This is a genomic window from Ornithinibacillus bavariensis (assembly GCF_018333235.1).
In the GTDB taxonomy this organism is placed as follows: Bacteria; Bacillota; Bacilli; order Bacillales; family Amphibacillaceae; genus Ornithinibacillus; species Ornithinibacillus bavariensis.
The window spans coordinates 141,292-158,472 of record NZ_BORP01000004.1 but is presented as its reverse complement, the minus strand read 5'-3'; the positions used below and the strand labels follow the sequence as shown (position 1 = coordinate 158,472).

At 37.1% G+C, this 17,181-nt stretch carries 14 protein-coding genes, 1 other RNA gene and 1 other annotated feature; of the genes, 12 read left to right on the top strand and 3 right to left on the bottom strand.

The window, feature by feature from the left end; all coding sequences use genetic code 11:
- The first annotated feature begins 23 nt into the window (after positions 1 to 23).
- From recJ to KI338_RS11385, 5 genes are all read left to right on the top strand, one after another.
- Complete coding sequence (recJ, locus tag KI338_RS11405) at positions 24 to 2,354, top strand: single-stranded-DNA-specific exonuclease RecJ (RefSeq protein WP_212921129.1); 2,331 nt, start codon at positions 24 to 26, stop codon at positions 2,352 to 2,354.
- Positions 2,344 to 2,856 (top strand): adenine phosphoribosyltransferase, encoded by a 513-nt coding sequence (locus KI338_RS11400; protein ID WP_212921128.1) that lies wholly within the window; start codon positions 2,344 to 2,346, stop codon positions 2,854 to 2,856. Before recJ ends, KI338_RS11400 begins: the two co-directional genes overlap by 11 nt.
- Before the next feature lie 124 nt (positions 2,857 to 2,980).
- The gene (locus tag KI338_RS11395; protein WP_212921127.1) at positions 2,981 to 5,179 is read left to right on the top strand and encodes a RelA/SpoT family protein; all 2,199 of its coding nucleotides are present in this window, start codon (positions 2,981 to 2,983) and stop codon (positions 5,177 to 5,179) included.
- Positions 5,180 to 5,279: 100 nt separating this feature from the next.
- Positions 5,280 to 5,726 (top strand): D-aminoacyl-tRNA deacylase, encoded by a 447-nt coding sequence (gene dtd / locus KI338_RS11390; protein WP_212921126.1) that lies wholly within the window; start codon positions 5,280 to 5,282, stop codon positions 5,724 to 5,726.
- Positions 5,727 to 6,293: 567 nt separating this feature from the next.
- Positions 6,294 to 6,512, top strand: a complete 219-nt coding sequence (locus KI338_RS11385; protein WP_212921125.1) for a hypothetical protein — start codon at positions 6,294 to 6,296, stop codon at positions 6,510 to 6,512.
- Here KI338_RS11385 and KI338_RS11380 read toward each other — a convergent pair.
- Positions 6,466 to 7,521: an N-acetylmuramoyl-L-alanine amidase family protein gene (locus tag KI338_RS11380; RefSeq protein WP_212921124.1), complete on the bottom strand. Its 1,056-nt coding sequence runs from the start codon at positions 7,519 to 7,521 to the stop codon at positions 6,466 to 6,468. The two genes, KI338_RS11385 and KI338_RS11380, sit on opposite strands and share 47 nt — an antisense overlap.
- A gap of 98 nt (positions 7,522 to 7,619) precedes the next feature.
- On the opposite strand from KI338_RS11380, the gene KI338_RS11375 reads away from it, so the two are divergent.
- The 4 genes from KI338_RS11375 to ssrS all read left to right on the top strand — a co-directional run bounded on the left by KI338_RS11375 (position 7,620) and on the right by ssrS (position 11,494).
- Positions 7,620 to 7,793, top strand: a complete 174-nt coding sequence (locus KI338_RS11375) for a hypothetical protein (RefSeq protein WP_212921123.1) — start codon at positions 7,620 to 7,622, stop codon at positions 7,791 to 7,793.
- 46 nt (positions 7,794 to 7,839) lie between these two features.
- Positions 7,840 to 8,068: a binding site (T-box leader), on the top strand.
- Between the two features lie 65 nt (positions 8,069 to 8,133).
- Positions 8,134 to 9,423: a histidine--tRNA ligase gene (hisS, locus tag KI338_RS11370; protein ID WP_212921122.1), complete on the top strand. Its 1,290-nt coding sequence runs from the start codon at positions 8,134 to 8,136 to the stop codon at positions 9,421 to 9,423.
- Positions 9,416 to 11,173: an aspartate--tRNA ligase gene (aspS, locus tag KI338_RS11365; RefSeq protein ID WP_212921121.1), complete on the top strand. Its 1,758-nt coding sequence runs from the start codon at positions 9,416 to 9,418 to the stop codon at positions 11,171 to 11,173. The genes hisS and aspS overlap by 8 nt, the downstream gene beginning before the upstream one ends.
- A gap of 128 nt (positions 11,174 to 11,301) precedes the next feature.
- A non-coding RNA gene (gene ssrS, locus KI338_RS11360) (6S RNA) lies at positions 11,302 to 11,494 on the top strand.
- 604 nt (positions 11,495 to 12,098) lie between these two features.
- On the opposite strand, the gene KI338_RS11355 is transcribed toward ssrS, so the two are convergent.
- Complete coding sequence (locus KI338_RS11355) at positions 12,099 to 12,761, bottom strand: RsfA family transcriptional regulator (RefSeq protein WP_212921120.1); 663 nt, start codon at positions 12,759 to 12,761, stop codon at positions 12,099 to 12,101.
- Positions 12,762 to 12,934: 173 nt separating this feature from the next.
- Complete coding sequence (locus tag KI338_RS11350; RefSeq protein WP_212921119.1) at positions 12,935 to 14,218, bottom strand: replication-associated recombination protein A; 1,284 nt, start codon at positions 14,216 to 14,218, stop codon at positions 12,935 to 12,937.
- Between the two features lie 172 nt (positions 14,219 to 14,390).
- Between KI338_RS11350 and cymR the strand changes: the two genes are divergently transcribed.
- The 3 genes from cymR to mnmA are packed head-to-tail and all read left to right on the top strand — an operon-like array spanning position 14,391 to position 17,124.
- Positions 14,391 to 14,810, top strand: coding sequence for a cysteine metabolism transcriptional regulator CymR (gene cymR, locus KI338_RS11345; protein ID WP_212921118.1), 420 nt, complete (start codon positions 14,391 to 14,393; stop codon positions 14,808 to 14,810).
- 48 nt (positions 14,811 to 14,858) lie between these two features.
- Positions 14,859 to 16,001 (top strand): cysteine desulfurase family protein, encoded by a 1,143-nt coding sequence (locus KI338_RS11340; RefSeq protein ID WP_212921117.1) that lies wholly within the window; start codon positions 14,859 to 14,861, stop codon positions 15,999 to 16,001.
- A 10-nt stretch (positions 16,002 to 16,011) separates the two neighbouring features.
- The gene (gene mnmA / locus KI338_RS11335; protein ID WP_212921116.1) at positions 16,012 to 17,124 is read left to right on the top strand and encodes a tRNA 2-thiouridine(34) synthase MnmA; all 1,113 of its coding nucleotides are present in this window, start codon (positions 16,012 to 16,014) and stop codon (positions 17,122 to 17,124) included.
- The last annotated feature ends 57 nt before the right edge of the window (positions 17,125 to 17,181 follow it).

Sequence of the window (17,181 nt, the reverse complement as noted above, 5' to 3'; positions counted from 1 at the left end):
ATAGATTAGTCAGGGGTGAAATTATGTTACGAAGTAAAGCAAATTGGAAATTTGCCAAACAAAATGGTACTACGCAACAGTGGTTGGATGATGGAACAGAATTATCCCCCGTGATACAAGAGCTGTTATTACAACGAGGAATACAGACTATGGAAGAGGCACATTCATTTCTTAACCCTTCCATCGAAAACTTGATTGATCCACTCCAATTGTCAGCAATAGACATAGCTACAGAACGTGTACATCAAGCAATTAAAGCGAATGAAAAAATACTAGTATTTGGTGATTACGATGCTGATGGTGTCAGCTCTACAACGGTTTTAATACAAGCATTACAAGAGCTTGGAGCAGATTGTGATTTCTATATTCCTAACCGTTTTACAGAAGGTTATGGTCCTAATGAATTAGCATTTAGAGCTGCTTATGAAAATGGATACACTCTAATTATTACAGTTGATACTGGGATTGCTTCTGTTCATGAAGCCGCAGTAGCAAAAGAGCTTGGGATTGACTTAATTATTACTGATCACCATGAGCCACAGGAAGAATTACCAGATGCAGTTGCTATAATTCATCCAAAATGCTCACCAAATTATCCATTTAAGGAGCTTGCTGGTGTGGGAGTTGCTTTTAAGTTCGCCCAAAGCCTACTCGGATATTTTCCAGAGCAATTTTTAGATTTAGTTGCAATAGGGACGATTGCAGATTTAGTTCCCTTGGAAAGCGAAAATAGAATATTAGCCTATTATGGCCTGCGACAAATAAGTGTTACAAAAAGAGCTGGCTTAGTCGCATTAAAAAAGCTATGTAATATGGAAGGAAATACTACAGAAGAAGATGTTGGATTTTTAATAGGCCCAAGATTGAATGCTGTTGGAAGGCTTCAAGATGCTGATTTAGCTGTTCAACTGCTCATGACTGCTGATAAGGATGAAGCTGAAGAGCTTGCCAAAATAGTAGAGTCACTAAATCAGGAGCGGCAAAAGATTGTTGCTACAATTGTAAAAGAAGTAGAAGAAACGGTGCAAATCGATACAAATAAAGGTGTAATTGTTGTAGCAAAAGAAGGTTGGAATGAAGGTGTGCTTGGAATTGTAGCATCTAGCCTTGTTCGCAAGTATGATCGTCCAGCTATCGTCCTTCGTATTAATGAAGAAAATGGTACTGCCAAAGGATCTGCTCGAAGTATACCCGCATTCGATTTATTTCAAAACTGTATGAATGTGAAGGAGTTGTTCACCCATTTTGGTGGCCACTCACAAGCAGCAGGTATGACATTACAAGTTGAAAATGTCAGTAAATTGGAGCAAGCATTGGACGCTATCATTCAAGAGCAATTGACACCAGATGAATTTAAACAGGAAATATATATTAGTAAATCACTTGAAATTGAAGATATTAATGAAGCATTAATTGAGGAAATGAAGCACTTAGCCCCATTTGGTATGGCAAATCCAAAGCCGAAGTTTCATATTAAACATCAACCAACAGAAATTCGTCAGCTAGGAAATATGAAGAAGCACTTAAAGTTGATGTTCAAAAATCAAGCTAGCTCAGTAGAGGGTATTGCTTTTGGCATGGGTGATTTAGCTGCCCATATTTCACCTAGCGCTAAATTATCAGTAGTAGGTGAGCTGGGAATCAATGAGTGGAACGGGATTCGAAAACCACAGATAATAATTGAAGATATGCGAATTGATGACTGGCAGCTGTTCGATCATCGTGGAAAAAAACAAATTGATTTCTCTATCTATATGAATCAATTTGAAAAGCATTTGTTATTGTATACGCATCAGGAACACGATAAAGCTCCTACTGGAATTACTCAATTGTCCTATGAGCAAGCAATAAAAGTAAGTGAACAAGTTGAGGTTCTCTATCTAACTGATTTACCAAGTGACCTCGATGACTTAAAAACTATCATACATAAGGTAAAGCCTTTATGTATACATGTATGCTTTTATGTGGAACATAGTGTTTACCTATCTCATTTTCCTTCCCGTGAAGACTTCAAATGGTTATATTCATTGATTTGGAAGAGAGAAAAGCTCGATTTAGGGCAAGAACAACAGAAAATTTTACAAGCAAAAGGCTGGTCAAGGGATTCTTTACTCTTTATGTTAAACGTGTTTTCAGAGCTTGAATTTGTTAAGATTAAAGATGGAATTATTCACCTTAATAAATCACCTCAAAAAAAGGATCTTCAAGAAGCAATAGTTTATCAAAATCGTGTCAAGCAAGGAAAGGTTGAAAAGGCACTGTATTATGCAACCTATGACGAATTAGTAAACTGGTTTAATGAATGTATGGGACAAACGGATTATCTCAAGGAGGAAGTAACCCATGGATTATAAGAAATATATTAAAATTGTAAATGATTGGCCAAAGAAAGGCATTGAATTTAAGGATATAACTCCTTTAATGGACAATGGCATGGCATTTAAATCAGCTGTAGATGAAATTGTAGAATTTGCCAAAGAAAAGGATATTGATCTTGTTGTAGGGCCAGAGGCACGAGGATTTATTGTTGGGTGTCCAGTATCCTATGCACTTGGGGTAGGTTTTGCACCAGTACGAAAGGAAGGCAAGCTACCACGAGAGGTTATTAAAGTGGATTATGGTTTAGAATATGGGAAGAATGTATTAACCATTCATAAGGATGCCATTAAACCAGGACAGCGTGTGTTAATAACGGATGACTTACTTGCAACAGGTGGTACGATTGAAGCCACCATTCAGCTTGTTGAGGAATTAGGCGGTATCGTTGTTGGATGTGCATTCTTAATAGAGCTATCATATTTAGACGGTCTAGCAAAACTAAAAGACTATGATGTTTTAACCTTAATGAAATATTAATGCGACATAGGGTCTGGTGAAATAGTGCTTTCATCAGACCTATTGTAATAAGTTTTACTTTACTTTTTGTAATATTTTTTCGATACTAGAAAGAAAGTATCCTCTTCAGGTCAAAGGTGATAATATGGGAAAAAGTGACAATATAACAATCGATTCAATTATAGAGAAAGCTCGGCAGTATCTTTCAGAGGAAGATATCAGTTTTATCATGCGAGCATACGAATATGCAAAAGTAGCCCACAAAGATCAATATCGTAAATCAGGTGAAGAATATATTATTCACCCTATTCAGGTAGCGGGAATATTGGTTGACTTAAAAATGGACCCTGAAACCATAGCAGGTGGCTTTTTGCATGACGTAGTTGAGGATACTGATGTAACTACCGAAATGATTGAAGAAGAATTTAATCAAGAAGTAGCCATGCTAGTAGATGGAGTAACAAAATTAGGAAAAATTAAATATAAATCAAGAGAAGCCCAGCAAGCTGAAAATCATCGAAAAATGTTCGTTGCAATGGCAAGAGATATACGAGTTATCCTAATTAAATTAGCAGACCGATTGCATAATATGCGAACATTAAAGCATTTACCGCCTGAAAAACAACGCGAAAAAGCAAATGAAACATTAGAAATTTTTGCCCCATTAGCACATCGTCTTGGAATATCAACTATAAAATGGGAACTGGAGGATACGGCTTTACGCTATTTAAATCCTCAACAATATTATCGTATTGTTCAGCTCATGAAGCAGAAGCGCAATGAGAGGGAATCCTATATAGAAGAAGTAATTGGTGAGGTTACTAAGCAAGTAAAAGAAGTCCATATAGATGCTGAAATTTCTGGCCGTCCAAAGCATCTATACAGTATTTACCAAAAAATGGTGAAACAAAACAAGCAGTTTAATGAGATTTATGATTTGCTCGCGGTCCGGATTATTGTTAATAGTATTAAGGATTGTTATGCGGTTCTTGGAATTATTCATACGTGTTGGAAGCCGATGCCCGGCAGATTTAAAGATTATATCGCTATGCCAAAGCAAAATCTATATCAGTCCTTGCATACAACGGTAATTGGTCCAAAGGGTGATCCATTAGAGGTACAAATTCGTACAAAGGAAATGCATGAAATTGCAGAATATGGGATTGCCGCACACTGGGCTTATAAAGAAGGAAAACCTGTTAATAAAGATAAAAAATCCTTTGAAGAAAAGTTAACCTGGTTTCGTGAAATCCTAGAATGGCAAAATGAGACACATGATGCTGAAGAATTTGTAGAATCATTAAAAATTGATTTATTCTCTGATATGGTTTATGTATTTACACCAAAAGGGGATGTGATTGAGCTTCCTTCTGGGTCGGTTCCTCTAGACTTTGCCTACCGAATTCATACAGAGATAGGTAACCAAACGATTGGTGCAAAGATAAATGGTAAGATGGAGCCATTAGATTATGAGTTGAAAAATGGCGATATCGTGGATGTATTAACTTCTAAACATTCCTATGGGCCATCCCAGGATTGGTTGAAAATTACACAAACATCACAGGCAAAAAATAAAATAAAAGCATTCTTCAAGAAACAACGTCGTGATGAAAATATTGTTAAAGGTAAGGATTTAGTTGAAAAAGAAATACGAGGACTAAATATTGAACCAAAGGAAGCCCTAACAGAAGAAAATCTTAAGCGAGTCTATGAGCGGTTTAATTTTACATCAGAAGATGATTTATATGCTGCGGTAGGTTATCAAGGGATCACAGCCGCCCTTGTTGCAACAAGGTTGACAGATAAAATTCGACAAAAACGGCAAATGGAACAAGATCTTGCCCAGACATTAGAAGGAACTAAAACGGAATATAAAGAAACGAAGAGACATAAGAAGGATTCAGGAGTTATCGTAGAAGGCGTAGACAACCTTCTCGTAAGATTATCCAAATGCTGTAGTCCGGTTCCTGGTGACGATATTGTCGGTTATATTACGAAGGGTCGTGGTGTCTCTGTTCATCGTACCGATTGCCCTAATGTTCAAAGTGAAGAAGCGAAAGATCGACTTCTACATGTGGAATGGGAAAGTGATCAATCTCAAAAACAATATCATGTTGATTTGGAAATTTCCGGATATGACCGAAGAGGTTTACTTAACGAAGTATTACAGGCAGTAAATGAAACAAAAACAAATATCACTCACGTAACAGGACGTTCTGATCGTAACAAGATGGCAATTATTCAAATTACCATCCTGATTAACAATACGAACCATTTACGGAAAATTGTTGAAAGAATTAAACAAATAAAAGATGTCTATGCTGTAACACGTACGATAAATTAAGAGGCTGCCACAATATGAAGATGTTTACAATAAAGTAAACTCTCAAATAGGGGACAACCTCTTTTTTCTTATAAAAAAACCGAAAAAGGAGTCGGAATAGGTGAAAGCAGTAATTCAACGAGCACGTGATGCGAAGGTAACCGTGAATCAGGAAATAGTTGGTCAAATCGAAAATGGTTTTGTCGTATTACTTGGAGTAACACACGAAGATACAATCGAGGATGCAAAATATTTAGTAAATAAAATTGTGAATTTAAGAGTGTTCGAGGATGAAAATGAAAAAATGAACTTATCCTTAAAGGATGTTGATGGCGAAATCTTGTCAATTTCCCAGTTCACCCTATATGGAGATACACGTAAAGGCAGAAGACCGAACTTTATGCAGGCCGCCAAACCAGATCAGGCAAATACCCTATATGAGCAGTTTAATCAATTAATAGCCGATGAAGGAATAACCATAGAAACTGGTTCATTTGGAGCAATGATGGATGTACAGTTGACAAATGTAGGCCCAGTTACATTGATTATAGACAGTAAAGAAAAATAAAAATAAAGTGATATTCTCTTTGTTCATTAGATTGCCGGTCTAATGGACAATTTTTTATGAAAATCATTATATTTGTCTAATAGCCGGTGTCTAATGGACTTAAATTCATGAAAATCTCGATTAGAGTCTAATAGACTTAAATTCATGAAAATCTCGATTAGAGTCTAATAGCTGATGTCTAATGGACTGAAATTCAAAAAAACCTCGATTAGAGTCTAATAGCCAGGGTCTAATGGACATAAAATCAAAAGAACGCCGATTAGAGTCTAATAGCCAGGGTCTAATGGACATAAAATCAAAAGAACGCCGATTAGAGTCTAATAGCCAAGGTCTAATGGACATAAAATCAAAAAAACCTCGATTTGAGTCTAATAGCCAGGGTCTAATGGACATAAAATCAAAAAAACCTCGATTTGAGTCTAATAGCGTGGGTCTAATGGACAATAACTCAAAAAAATCTCGATTTGAGTCAAATAGCTGGGGTCTAATGGACATAATTTCAAAAAACCTCGATTAAAGTCTATTAGCTCTGAGATAAAATATATATGACACTAGGAAAAACAGCTTATGGAAATGACGCTGAAAGAGCTGAGAGACATGGGGACAAAAGTAAAAGAAGAGTTTAATCCTTATCCATCTTTTGAAGTCAATTTCATAAGCGTATATAAAGAATTTGAATCAGAAAAATATATAAAGTTTCTGGATATTCCTTTAGAAGGAAAAAGAAAAACGGGACATGCTACTGCCCCGCAAAATACCGCTGTAAACCATTTACAATACCACTAACCAACTTTTTTTGATAGGCATTTGTTAGTAATAGTTGTTCGATTTCAGGGTTGGAAATAAATCCAAGTTCGATAAGTACACCTGGTTTTAAATTTTGTCTAATTACTTGAAAGTCACCGTATTCTGCTAAACGATCCCGATCTCCAGTCTCTTTAATCAGCTCTTGTTGAATGTAATTGGCAAGCGGTTTGAATTGTTCATGAAAATAATAGGTACTGATTCCAGTTGCATCTGGAATATCTGGGACACTGTTATAATGCAGACTAATAAATGCATCTGTATCAAAAACGTTGGCCATATTAGCACGACTGGATAAGGATACGAATGTTTCTTGGTCACGTGTCAGAATAACCTCTGCACCAAGCATTGTTAACTCTTCTGCTAAGCCCTCGGCTGTTTTATATGTGATGTTCTTTTCTAAGGTGTCATTGGCACCAATAGCACCCGAGTCATCACCACCATGACCAGGATCCAGTACGATTGTTTTTCCTTTTAGACCTGCAAAAGTTCTGCCTTTTGTTTCATCAATTAACTTTTTATATACATAGCCTTCTACTTCTTCTGATTTTACCTTTAACCATTCATCTGTCTCTCCGATCACATCGAAGGCTTGTCCTTTGTTTGCTAGGGAAACAATGTCATTTTCGGTAGAAGGTCCATTTCTAATTTGAGTCTTATCCTGACTAATGACTATGGTACGGTTGTCTGATTCCGCCATCGCTTCTTCCGATTGATTTGCATTATGACCTTGTATGCTTATATAGTCTGTACTTACCCAACCTGAAAAACCGTCTAATTGCAGCTCTACCCAGCCATCTTGCTGTGTAAGAATGGGATAGGTTTCATTCGTATTTAGCTGTCCAATTTTATCATAGTTTGTCCCTGGTCCACTTCGAACATTTAAATTATCCTGTGTAACGATAGCGGTAGTGCCTTGTGCAATTACTGATGAGTGTATTGTTAGTAATATTAAACAAAGTGTAAGTGCGATAAATTTATGTATGCGCAAAAATTTTCCTCCTAGCCGTTCAATGTTTCGTTTTCTATTTTAATAAATAAAGTCGAAATAGGCAAAGCTAGTGATAGTAAAAAGGAGGAAAAGAGTCAATGCGATTTCATGAAAAACATTGGAATGCAACTAATAGCCGGGATATATTAGGCGTTAATCTACATCGTTTTTTGGAATTAGAGGGTTCTGCAGGACATATGGAGATTGCCCAAGAGTTAGGAATCTCATTAGGAGAAGTGAAAGCTTTAAAGAAAAAGATTAATCGCACTTGACAAGTGCCTCTTGAAACATTATGATAATATTCATTCAAACATTAATAAATTTCCAATGAAGGAAAGAGTAGCTAGTTATTTGCATGATAAGAGACAAAATGCCTTAGGCTGAAAGCATTTTGCATGACAACCTAGTGAAAGACATTCCAGAGGATCTGTATCGAACGTAAAATTGCAAGTAGGTATAGACGTTTTGCAGGCGTTAACTGTGAAAAGAGAATGCACATTTATTGCATTAACTAGGGTGGCAACGCGGGTAAACTCTCGTCCCTTTTTTAGGGGATGGGAGTTTTTTTATACCATTTTTTAAATGAATACATAGATTGAGGAGGCATGAATAATGAATATTAATGCGCCAAGAGGTACGGCCGATATCCTACCAAAGGAATCCCAAAAGTGGCAGTACGTTGAAAATAAAATAAAGGGAATTTGCGAAACGTATCATTTTGACGAAATACGTACTCCTTTGTTTGAACATACAGAAGTATTTGCACGTGGAGTTGGAGAATCAACGGACATTGTCCAAAAGGAAATGTATACTTTTCTTGATCGAGGTGGCAGAAGTCTAACACTTCGTCCAGAAGGAACAGCAGCTGTAACAAGAGCATTTGTCCAAAATAAATTATTTGGTGATCCCAACCAACCAGTAAAATTATATTATTTTATGCAAATGTTTCGCTATGAACGTCCACAGCATGGAAGAATGCGTCAGTTAAATCAATTTGGTGTGGAGGTTATGGGTAGCGAAGATCCTGCTGTAGACGCAGAGGTTATTGATTTAGCAATGACTGTTTATCGGGAGCTTGGACTTTCTTCTTTAAAGCTAGTTATTAATTCTCTTGGAGACAAAGAGAGTAGAAAAAACTATCGAGACGCATTAATTAAGCACTTTACACCACATAAAGAAGAACTATGTAAGGACTGTCAATCCCGACTAGAACAAAACCCATTACGCATCTTAGATTGTAAGGTCGATAGAGAACATCCTGCAATGAAGACAGCTCCATCTATTCTTGAGTATTTGAATGATGAATCCAAGGAATATTTTGAACAAGTAAAGGCCTATTTAGATGTTATGGGAATTGAATATGTCGTTGATCCTAATTTAGTACGTGGTTTAGACTATTATAATCATACGGCATTTGAGATCATGAGTGAGGCAGAGGGCTTTGGAGCTATTACAACACTTGCTGGTGGAGGACGCTATAATGGGCTTGTTGAACAGCTAGGTGGACCAAACACACCAGGAATGGGCTTTGGAATGGGAATGGAGCGTTTATTATTAGCGCTTGAAGCGGAAAATGTTGAGATACCTCTTGATGATCAACTGGATTGTTACCTTGTAGCCATGGGTGAAAATGTCAAAAAAGAGGCAGTTCGCATTGTTCATGAATTACGTAAGAATGGTATTCAAGTCGATCAAGATTATCAAGGACGAAAATTCAAGGCACAATTTAAAGCGGCTGACAGATATAAAGCTAAATTTGTATTGGTATTAGGTGAAGATGAATTAAAGAATAGAGTGGTTAACGTTAAGAATATGGCAACTGGTGAACAGACAGAAGTGCCTCTGGATCAGTTAGTAACCACCATGAAAGAAAATCTTCTAGGAGGAGTAGGACATGAGTGAAAGAGTGCTCGCGGGAACAATAAGAGAAACTGATGTTGAAAAAAGTATACTGCTAAAAGGCTGGGTACAAAAACGACGCGATTTAGGCGGTTTAATCTTTATAGATTTACGTGATAGATCAGGGGTAGTACAAGTGGTATTTAATCCGAATCATGAAGAGGCATTAGCTGTAGCAGAAACAGTACGTAGTGAATATGTCATTGAAGTAAAGGGTCAAGTAATTTTACGCGATGAAAATACAATCAATCCGTTAATGGAAACAGGAAAAGTAGAAGTTATTGCTACAGAAGTAAGTGTTCTTAATAAATCGAATAACCCACCGTTTCTCATACAGGATGAGACAGATGTCGCAGAGGACCTACGCTTAAAATATCGTTATCTCGATTTACGACGAAGTCCATTACAAGAAACTTTTAAAAAACGTCATCAAATTACACAGGTTGTACGTAACTTTTTAAATGATGAAGGCTTCCTAGAAATGGAAACTCCTATTTTAACAAAGAGTACGCCAGAGGGAGCACGTGATTATTTAGTACCTAGTCGTGTTCATCCGGGTGAGTTTTATGCATTGCCTCAATCACCGCAATTATTTAAGCAGTTAATTATGATGAGTGGTTTCGAAAAATATTATCAAATTGCTCGCTGCTTCCGTGATGAGGACCTTCGTGCAGATCGACAGCCTGAATTTACACAAATTGATATTGAGACATCATTCTTAACTAGTGATGAAATTATGACAATGACTGAACGAATGATGCAAAAAGTCTTGAAAGAGGTTAACAATGTCGATATTGAGTTACCACTACCTCGAATGAAATATCAAGAAGCAATGGAACGTTTCGGTTCAGATAAGCCGGATACTCGCTTTGGCCTTGAACTAATCGAAGTCTCTACAGTTCTAGCAAATTCTGATTTCAAGGTATTTCAAGGTGCAATTGCTAGCGGTGGGAAGGTATGCTTATTAAATGTAAAAGGGGAAGCGGCAAACTTCTCTCGTAAAGACATTGATAAACTAACAGAATTTGTGAATGTGTATGGTGCAAAAGGCTTAGCATGGTTAAAAGTTGAAGCTAACGAATTAAAAGGTCCTATAGCTAAATTTATTACCGAAGAGGAAAAGAAAGGCATTTTAGAAAGTGCTGCAGCAGAAGAGGGAGATTTATTACTTTTCGTAGCAGATAAAACATCTGTCGTATATGATAGTCTCGGTGCTTTACGCCTAAAGCTTGGAAAAGAGCTAGGTCTGATTGATGAAAGTAAATATAATTTCCTATGGATTACAGATTGGCCATTACTGGAATACGATGAAGAGCTTGGCCGATATTTTGCAGCACATCACCCATTTACCATGCCATTTGAAGAAGATATCGAAAAGCTAGAAACGGATCCTGCTAGTGTACGTGCAAACGCATATGACTTAGTCTTAAATGGCTATGAACTTGGCGGGGGATCATTACGAATCTATAAACGTGAACAACAGGATGAGATGTTTAAGGTACTCGGATTTACCCGAGAAGAGGCAGAAGAACAATTCGGATTCCTCCTCGATGCATTAGAGTATGGAGCACCTCCTCATGGTGGTATTGCCTTAGGACTTGACCGAATCGTTATGTTACTAACAGGTCGCAGTAACTTACGGGATACAATCCTTTTCCCGAAAACAGCCTCTGCTTCAGATCCACTAACAGATGCACCGAGTGAAGTGAGTGAAGCACAGCTAACAGAATTATCTATTCACCTGAATAGCTAATTATGACTAAACTAATTAGATGTTGAAAAAATGTAACAGTTGTAACGAACACTTCATAAAACGGTTGTTGAATACAGATTGTATGCTGTGGTAAGATTATTCTACAAACGTAATGCATTACGACATAATCAATCCTAAGATGTTAGTCTATCAAATACGTTTTGACCGAACAGTTTTAGATATAGGAGCCTGATTGTTTTCATATGGCATACATGCCTCGTACTTATTGGGAAATGGGGACGTATAAAATATGAAGCAAGGCACCCACCTGCGAAGAAGCGGGATCAAAACTTAGGCATAGACGGCATCATTGGGATTGATACCATACATAAGAAAAAACAAGTTTTCGTCTGTAAAGATGAAAACTTGTTTTTTCTAGGGGTAGTAAATCATTTTTTAGTTGTTCGGCAATTGAATTTTGAAGTGGCACTATAAATCATTCGAACCATATTTCCTGGGAAAAGTGAATTCTATAGAAGCACTAAAATAATTTCTGAGCAAAATGAATTTTACAAAGGCTCTAAACATCATTTCAAGCGTAATACCGGAGCAAAATGAATTTCACAAAGACTCTAAACGTCATTTCAACTGTAATTTCTGAGCAAAATGAATTTTACAAGGGCTCTAAACATCATTTCAACCGTAATTCTAGAGCAAAATGAACTTTACAGAGGCTCTAAACATCATTTTAACCATAATTCCAGAGCAAAATGAACTTTACAAGGGCACTAAACATCATTTCACCCATATTTTCGGAACAAAATGAACTTTACAAGTGCTCTAAACATCATTCCAACCATAATTCCAGAACTAAATGAAATTTACAGAAGAACTATACCACCATAGGAAAATGAATAATACAATGGGACTAGCTCTATATCCATAAAAGCAGAAAAAGGATGCGTTGGCATCCTTTTTCTAAATGTTAATTCGATCCTTGTGCAATTTGTTCTAGATTTCCATTCTTGTCCATACGAAATGCTGGAGCTTTAAACGTTCCTTGGTCTTCTAGTACCGTCATTTTTCTTGCGCGATCCATGATTTGAACGAATACTTTATAATCTTCTTGAATCGTCTCTAGCTCTCTTTCTGTGTCAGAAAGCTGTTTCTCAAGCTTCGCAATTTTTTCTTTCAACATGACATTCTCACGCTGTGCTTGTTCATAGGATACTTTTGATTGATTGGAAGCATAATAGTCTTTCTTTAATTGATTTAGGAACTGTATAACAGTTTCTAATGTGATTGTAGATTCAGCCGCAACTGGAACTATGCCTTCCTCTTGGTCTGATCTTGATTCATAGTTTGGCTGAAAACTCACGATAGTTGATCTGCTTGCTTTTCTTGCCTTTTCCAATGCTCGCTTCTTTTCTTTTCGTTGTCTCTTCGCTAAATCAATGGCATTGATATATTTTTTCCTTATTTCTGCATTCCATCTAAATCCGCATGCTGCAGAGGTTCGATTTAGTTTGTCTCCAACTTCCTCAAAAGCGTTTAATTGTGTACTACCTTCACGAATATGACGTAAAACAGTTTCTGCAAGTAATAGGTCATCTTCATGTGACCATGCATCTTGTCTTACCTTTGTCATAATTGTTTCATCTCCTTTTCCAATAGCTACCAGAATTAAAACAATAGATTTTAACTAGTAAAATGTGTACCAAAAAAGTCAGTTCGTTAGATAGAAAGTTTCATGAACCCGACTTTTTAACCATTGTTTCCTTTTCCTATAGTTTGGACTGGAGAAGATTTTTTTATACCTCTTTAGTTATGATTCTTTTTCTCTTTCACTATTTTTTCGTACACTTGTTTCATAGCCTTTTCGAATTTTCCTGTTTCTTTTGGATGATAATATTGCTTGCTCTTGATGGCGTCAGGTAAATATTGCTGGTAAACCCATCCGTTAGGGTAGTCATGAGGATATTTATAATCAATTCCTCTTCCTAGGCTCTTTGCCCCCACATAATGGGAATCCTTTAAATGGTTTGGAATCTCTCCAGATCTACCTGTTCGAATATCAGCTAGAGCAGCATCAAGCGCTTGATATGCAGAATTGGATTTAGGTGATAAGCATAGTTCGACAATGGCGACTGCTAATGGTATACGTGCTTCCGGAAATCCCAATCGCTCCGCAGCTTCAACAGCAGCAACGGCTCGTGGACCAGCTTGTGGATTAGCTAAACCTATGTCCTCATATGCGATGACAATCATCCTTCTAGCGATAGAATCTAAATCTCCAGCTTCAATTAATCTACCTAAATAGTGAAGAGCGGCATCAACATCGCTACCACGTATGGACTTTTGAAAGGCTGATAATACGTCGTAATGTGCATCACCATCCCTGTCATGGGAGAAGCTCTTCCGCTGCATACATTCTTCTGCTATTGCTAAATCAATGATAATTTCTCCATCTTCTTTTTTAGGGGTTGATGCTACTGCTAACTCTAATCCATTCAAGGCAGCACGCATATCTCCTCCAGAACTTCTTGAAAAATGTTCGAGTGCATCGTCCGTAATATGAATTGAAAAAGCCCCATAACCTTTATCTTTATCGGAAAGTGCTCTCATAATCGCTTTTTTTACATCATCCGGAGTTAATGCATGCAATTCAAAGATATGACACCGACTTCGAATGGCAGGATTGATTGCATGATATGGGTTACTTGTCGTACAACCAATTAACGTAATTAGGTCACTTTCTAAATGTGGAAGTAAAAAGTCTTGTTTTGCTTTGTCCAGTCGATGTACCTCATCTAATATTAAGACCATATTTCCAGACATCTTTGCTTCTTCTACCACAATCTCCATATCTTTTTTCTTATCAACGACAGCATTCAGCATTCGAACTTGTAATTGTAAGCTCTTTGCTAAAGCGGTAGCCAGAGAAGTTTTTCCTGTGCCAGGAGGTCCATAGAGGATCATTGATGCAAGCTTCTCCGCTTGAACCATTCGATTTAAAATTTTTCCTTCACCTACTAGGTGCTCTTGTCCAATTATTTCCGATATATTTGTTGGTCGCATTCGAAAGGCAAGTGGTTTTTGTTTCATTTTTCTCGTCCTTTGTTTAAAATAGTAGCTTAGTATTCATATCGTAATTGCGAAATTTGTAATTTGCAATCTATATGATATCATATCATCTGTTTTCATGTTTTTGGTGATAATGGTATAGTAATAATAGATAAAATATACGTAGTTACGTAAGGATAGAGGAGTTACCGATATGAAAATATCAACGAAAGGCCGTTATGGCTTGACAATAATGATTGAATTAGCTCGATCTTATGGCGAAGGTCCAATTCCCCTAAAGACGATTGCTCGGGAAAATGATTTATCAGAGCATTATTTAGAGCAATTGGCTGCACCACTTCGCAATGCAGGGCTAATTAAGAGTATCCGTGGTGCTTATGGAGGTTATGTTCTACCAAAGGAGCCTAAGGAAATAAGTGCAGGAGATATCATCCGGGTTTTAGAAGGACCTATCGTATTAGTGGAGGGAATCGAGGATGAGGAGCCAGCAAAACAAGCATTATGGAGACGAGTAACAGAAGCGGTTAAGGAAGTGTTAGATACAACAACACTTGAAGACCTAATCAACCATGATTCTGATGATTCATTAAAAGGATATATGTTTTATATTTAGGCCGTGGGATAAGCTATAGCCTAGATGAGTTAGAAAGGACGAAAAAAATTGGAACATATTTATTTAGACCATGCTGCAACTACTCCAATGCATGAAAAAGTTATTCATGCGATGATGCCAATATATCAAGAGGTATTCGGAAACCCCTCCAGTATACATGCTTTTGGACGAAAAGCGCGTCAATTACTTGATAGTGCAAGACGTGTTATTGCAAGTAGTATTCATGCTGGAGAAAAAGAAATCATCTTTACTAGTGGTGGAACAGAAGCAGATAATCTAGCGTTAATCGGTACAGCAATGGCTAATCGAGAAAAAGGAAATCATATTATAACAACCGTTCAGGAGCACCACGCTACACTTCATACTGCTGAGTATTTAGAAAAAGAAGGCTTTAAGGTTACGTATCTACCTGTATATAAGGATGGTAAAATATCAGTCGAGGATCTGAAAAATGCACTAACAGATGAAACAATACTTGTTTCCATCATGTACGTTAATAATGAAACGGGAATTGTTCAACCAATCAAAGATATTGGTGAGATTCTCAAAGACCATCAAGCATATCTTCATACGGATGCAGTACAGGCTTATGGCCTTCTCGATATTGACGTAAATAATTTAGGTGTAGATTTATTGTCAACCTCTGCCCATAAAATAAATGGACCAAAAGGAATTGGCTTTCTATATGCAAGAGAAGGTATCAAACTAAACGCCCTACAATTTGGAGGAGAACAAGAGCGTAAACGTCGCCCTGGAACTGAAAATGTAGTAGGTGTAGTAGGATTTATGACCGCTGTTGAAATTATGCTTGAAGAGAGAGAATATCGTAATAAGGCATACGAAGGATTTAAACAGCAATTTTTAAATATTTTAAAAGAGGAAGAAATAGAGTTTCAGGTTAATGGGGATATTGAGAGCACGATAGCCTCTATTGTTAATATTAGTTTTCCAGGTACAAATGTTGAAAAATTACTAACAAACTTTGACTTATCGGGAGTGGCAGCTTCAAGTGGTAGTGCTTGTACTGCTGGTTCTGTTGAACCGTCTCATGTATTGTCAGCTATTTATGGTGAAAATAATGCCTGTACAACGAATTCGATTCGTTTTAGTTTTGGTGCTGCCAATACGACGGAGAATGTAGAAGAAGCTGCTCATCGCGTTGCAAAAATTGTTAGACGTCTATTAAAGTAAGGTGGTTACCATGAAAAATAATAAGGATATACGTGTTGTTGTCGGAATGAGTGGAGGTGTCGACTCATCTGTAGCAGCACTTCTTTTAAAGGAACAAGGATATGATGTTGTAGGTATTTTTATGAAAAACTGGGATGATACGGATGAATTTGGAGTTTGTACGGCAACAGAGGATTTTGAAGATGTCGTTCGGGTTTGTAATCAATTGGATATTCCGTATTACTCGGTTAATTTTGAAAAACAATACTGGGACAAAGTGTTTACGTATTTCTTGGACGAATATAAAGCGGGAAGAACTCCAAATCCAGATGTCATGTGTAATAAAGAAATTAAATTTAAAGCATTTCTTGATTACGCACTCGATTTAGGTGCTGACTACCTAGCAACAGGACATTATGCACAAGTTAGAGAGCATAACGGAAAATATGAAATGCTTCGCGGAGTGGATTCTAATAAGGATCAAACCTATTTTTTAAATCAATTGTCTAGTGACATTTTAGAAAAAGTAATGTTCCCATTAGGGCATTTACCAAAATCAAAGGTACGTGAGATTGCTAGTGAACATGGCCTTGCAACCGCAACTAAAAAGGATAGTACAGGCATATGCTTTATTGGCGAACGAAACTTTAAGGAATTTTTGAGTGAATATTTACCAGCTCAGCCAGGTGAAATGATGACACTGGATGGGGTTATAAAAGGGAAGCATGATGGACTAATGTATTATACAATTGGTCAAAGGCAAGGTCTAGGAATTGGTGGTTCAGGAGATCCTTGGTTTGTAGTAGGAAAAAACTTAACAGAAAATGTGTTATATGTTGAGCAAGGCTATCATAATGAAAACCTATATTCTGATGAACTTATCGCAACAGATTTAAATTGGATTAATCCGAATGATGTGAAAGAAACATTTTCATGTACAGCGAAGTTCCGTTATCGTCAAGAAGACAGTGGTGTATCCGTGCATGTATTAGAAGATGGCAATGTACGTGTAGTCTTCGATGAAAGTCAACGTGCCATAACCCCTGGTCAAGCAGTAGTCTTTTATGATGGAGAAGTTTGCCTCGGTGGAGGAACAATAGATAAAGTGTTGAAACAAGGTAAAGAATTGGATTATGTCGGTTAAATGAATTCTTAAATTGCGATTAGACTACCCTGAGTTATTGCTAAACAGTATAAACCC

Bases quoted from the DNA above. Each gene is read 5' to 3' on its own strand.
- recJ (WP_212921129.1), top strand. From the start codon at position 24: ATGTTACGAAGTAAAGCAAATTGGAAATTTGCCAAACAAAATGGTACT.
- KI338_RS11400 (WP_212921128.1), top strand. From the start codon at position 2,344: ATGGATTATAAGAAATATATTAAAATTGTAAATGATTGGCCAAAGAAA.
- KI338_RS11395 (WP_212921127.1), top strand. From the start codon at position 2,981: ATGGGAAAAAGTGACAATATAACAATCGATTCAATTATAGAGAAAGCT.
- KI338_RS11385 (WP_212921125.1), top strand. From the start codon at position 6,294: ATGGAAATGACGCTGAAAGAGCTGAGAGACATGGGGACAAAAGTAAAA.
- KI338_RS11375 (WP_212921123.1), top strand. From the start codon at position 7,620: ATGCGATTTCATGAAAAACATTGGAATGCAACTAATAGCCGGGATATA.
- hisS (WP_212921122.1), top strand. From the start codon at position 8,134: ATGAATATTAATGCGCCAAGAGGTACGGCCGATATCCTACCAAAGGAA.
- aspS (WP_212921121.1), top strand. From the start codon at position 9,416: ATGAGTGAAAGAGTGCTCGCGGGAACAATAAGAGAAACTGATGTTGAA.
- KI338_RS11355 (WP_212921120.1), bottom strand. From the start codon at position 12,761: ATGACAAAGGTAAGACAAGATGCATGGTCACATGAAGATGACCTATTA.
- KI338_RS11350 (WP_212921119.1), bottom strand. From the start codon at position 14,218: ATGAAACAAAAACCACTTGCCTTTCGAATGCGACCAACAAATATATCG.
- cymR (WP_212921118.1), top strand. From the start codon at position 14,391: ATGAAAATATCAACGAAAGGCCGTTATGGCTTGACAATAATGATTGAA.
- mnmA (WP_212921116.1), top strand. From the start codon at position 16,012: ATGAAAAATAATAAGGATATACGTGTTGTTGTCGGAATGAGTGGAGGT.